The sequence below is a fragment of the Streptomyces sp. CB02400 genome, assembly GCF_001905725.1.
Lineage (GTDB): Bacteria > Actinomycetota > Actinomycetes > Streptomycetales > Streptomycetaceae > Streptomyces > Streptomyces atrovirens.
In genome coordinates this window covers 2,112-5,382 of the sequence record NZ_LIWB01000044.1, presented here as the reverse complement: position 1 = coordinate 5,382, position 3,271 = coordinate 2,112, and the positions used below count along the sequence as shown (strand labels likewise).

Annotated in this window: 1 rRNA gene; it reads right to left on the bottom strand. The window is 57.1% G+C overall.

Annotation, left to right across the window (positions count from 1 at the left end):
- Positions 1 to 87: 87 nt before the first annotated feature.
- Positions 88 to 3,213, bottom strand: a 23S ribosomal RNA gene (locus AMK33_RS40120).
- Positions 3,214 to 3,271 lie beyond the last annotated feature (58 nt).

Sequence of the window (3,271 nt, the reverse complement as noted above, 5' to 3'; positions counted from 1 at the left end):
AACACTATGAAACAGACAATCAACCGGGTGACCATCACGGTCTGATTGTTCGTGGTTTCAGAACCAACACAGTGGACGCGAGCAACTGAGGACAAGCCCTCGGCCTATTAGTACCGGTCAACTCCACACGTTACCGTGCTTCCATATCCGGCCTATCAACCCAGTCGTCTACTGGGAGCCTTACCCTCTCTAGGAGGTGGGAGTCCTCATCTCGAAGCAGGCTTCCCGCTTAGATGCTTTCAGCGGTTATCCCTCCCGAACGTAGCCAACCAGCCATGCCCTTGGCAGAACAACTGGCACACCAGAGGTTCGTCCGTCCCGGTCCTCTCGTACTAGGGACAGCCCTTCTCAAGACTCCTACGCGCACAGCGGATAGGGACCGAACTGTCTCACGACGTTCTAAACCCAGCTCGCGTACCGCTTTAATGGGCGAACAGCCCAACCCTTGGGACCGACTCCAGCCCCAGGATGCGACGAGCCGACATCGAGGTGCCAAACCATCCCGTCGATATGGACTCTTGGGGAAGATCAGCCTGTTATCCCCGGGGTACCTTTTATCCGTTGAGCGACGGCGCTTCCACAAGCCACCGCCGGATCACTAGTCCCGACTTTCGTCCCTGCTCGACCCGTCGGTCTCACAGTCAAGCTCCCTTGTGCACTTACACTCAACACCTGATTGCCAACCAGGCTGAGGGAACCTTTGGGCGCCTCCGTTACTCTTTAGGAGGCAACCGCCCCAGTTAAACTACCCATCAGACACTGTCCCTGATCCGGATCACGGACCCAGGTTAGACATCCAGCACGACCAGACTGGTATTTCAACGACGACTCCACCTGAACTGGCGTCCAGGCTTCACAGTCTCCCAGCTATCCTACACAAGCCGAACCGAACACCAATATCAAACTGTAGTAAAGGTCCCGGGGTCTTTCCGTCCTGCTGCGCGAAACGAGCATCTTTACTCGTAGTGCAATTTCACCGGGCCTATGGTTGAGACAGTCGAGAAGTCGTTACGCCATTCGTGCAGGTCGGAACTTACCCGACAAGGAATTTCGCTACCTTAGGATGGTTATAGTTACCACCGCCGTTTACTGGCGCTTAAGTTCTCAGCTTCGCCACCCCGAAGAGTGACTAACCGGTCCCCTTAACGTTCCAGCACCGGGCAGGCGTCAGTCCGTATACATCGCCTTACGGCTTCGCACGGACCTGTGTTTTTAGTAAACAGTCGCTTCTCGCTGGTCTCTGCGGCCACCCCCAGCTCAAGGAGCAAGTCCCCTCACCGGTTGTGGCCCCCCTTCTCCCGAAGTTACGGGGGCATTTTGCCGAGTTCCTTAACCATAGTTCACCCGAACGCCTCGGTATTCTCTACCTGACCACCTGAGTCGGTTTAGGGTACGGGCCGCCATGAAACTCGCTAGAGGCTTTTCTCGACAGCATAGGATCATCCACTTCACCACAATCGGCTCGGCATCAGGTCTCACCCTGCATGAGTGGCGGATTTACCTACCACTCGGGCTACACCCTTACCCCGGGACAACCACCGCCCGGGATGGACTACCTTCCTGCGTCACCCCATCACTCACCTACTAACCGCTTGGGCCGGCGGCTCCACCACTCCCCCTCACTCCGAAGAGATCAGGGGCGGCTTCACGGCCTTAGCATCACGATGCTCGATGTTTGACGCTTCACAGCGGGTACCGGAATATCAACCGGTTATCCATCGACTACGCCTGTCGGCCTCGCCTTAGGTCCCGACTTACCCTGGGCAGATCAGCTTGACCCAGGAACCCTTAGTCAATCGGCGCACACGTTTCTCACGTGTGAATCGCTACTCATGCCTGCATTCTCACTCGTGAACCGTCCACAACTGCCTTCCGGCGCTGCTTCACCCGGCACACGACGCTCCCCTACCCATCCACACAGGCGTTGGCCCTGTTGTGTGAATGACACGACTTCGGCGGTACGCTTGAGCCCCGCTACATTGTCGGCGCGGAATCACTAGACCAGTGAGCTATTACGCACTCTTTCAAGGGTGGCTGCTTCTAAGCCAACCTCCTGGTTGTCTCTGCGACTCCACATCCTTTCCCACTTAGCGTACGCTTAGGGGCCTTAGTCGATGCTCTGGGCTGTTTCCCTCTCGACCATGGAGCTTATCCCCCACAGTCTCACTGCCGCGCTCTCACTTACCGGCATTCGGAGTTTGGCTAAGGTCAGTAACCCGGTAGGGCCCATCGCCTATCCAGTGCTCTACCTCCGGCAAGAAACACACGACGCTGCACCTAAATGCATTTCGGGGAGAACCAGCTATCACGGAGTTTGATTGGCCTTTCACCCCTAACCACAGGTCATCCCCCAGGTTTTCAACCCTGGTGGGTTCGGTCCTCCACGAAGTCTTACCTCCGCTTCAACCTGCCCATGGCTAGATCACTCCGCTTCGGGTCTTGAGCGTGCTACTGAAACCGCCCTGTTCGGACTCGCTTTCGCTACGGCTTCCCCACCCGGGTTAACCTCGCAACACACCGCAAACTCGCAGGCTCATTCTTCAAAAGGCACGCAGTCACGAGACGAAGAGCAAGCTCTCCGTCCGACGCTCCCACGGCTTGTAGGCACACGGTTTCAGGTACTATTTCACTCCGCTCCCGCGGTACTTTTCACCATTCCCTCACGGTACTATCCGCTATCGGTCACCAGGGAATATTTAGGCTTAGCGGGTGGTCCCGCCAGATTCACACGGGATTTCTCGGGCCCCGTGCTACTTGGGTGTCTCACAAACGAGCCGCTGACGTTTCGACTACGGGGGTCTTACCCTCTACGCCGGACCTTTCGCATGTCCTTCGCCTACATCAACGGTTTCTGACTCGTCCTGTTGCCGGCAGACAACAGAAGTGAGATCCCACAACCCCCACGACGCAACCCCTGCCGGGTCTCACACGTCGTAGGTTTGGCCTCATCCGGTTTCGCTCGCCACTACTCCCGGAATCACGGTTGTTTTCTCTTCCTGCGGGTACTGAGATGTTTCACTTCCCCGCGTTCCCTCCACTTGCCCTATGTGTTCAGGCAAGGGTGACAGCCCATGACGACTGCCGGGTTTCCCCATTCGGACACCCCCGGATCAAAGCCTGGTTGACGACTCCCCGGGGCCTATCGTGGCCTCCCACGTCCTTCATCGGTTCCTGGTGCCAAGGCATCCACCGTGCGCCCTTAAAAACTTGGCCACAGATGCTCGCGTCCACTGTGCAGTTCTCAAACAACGACCAACCACCCATCACCCCG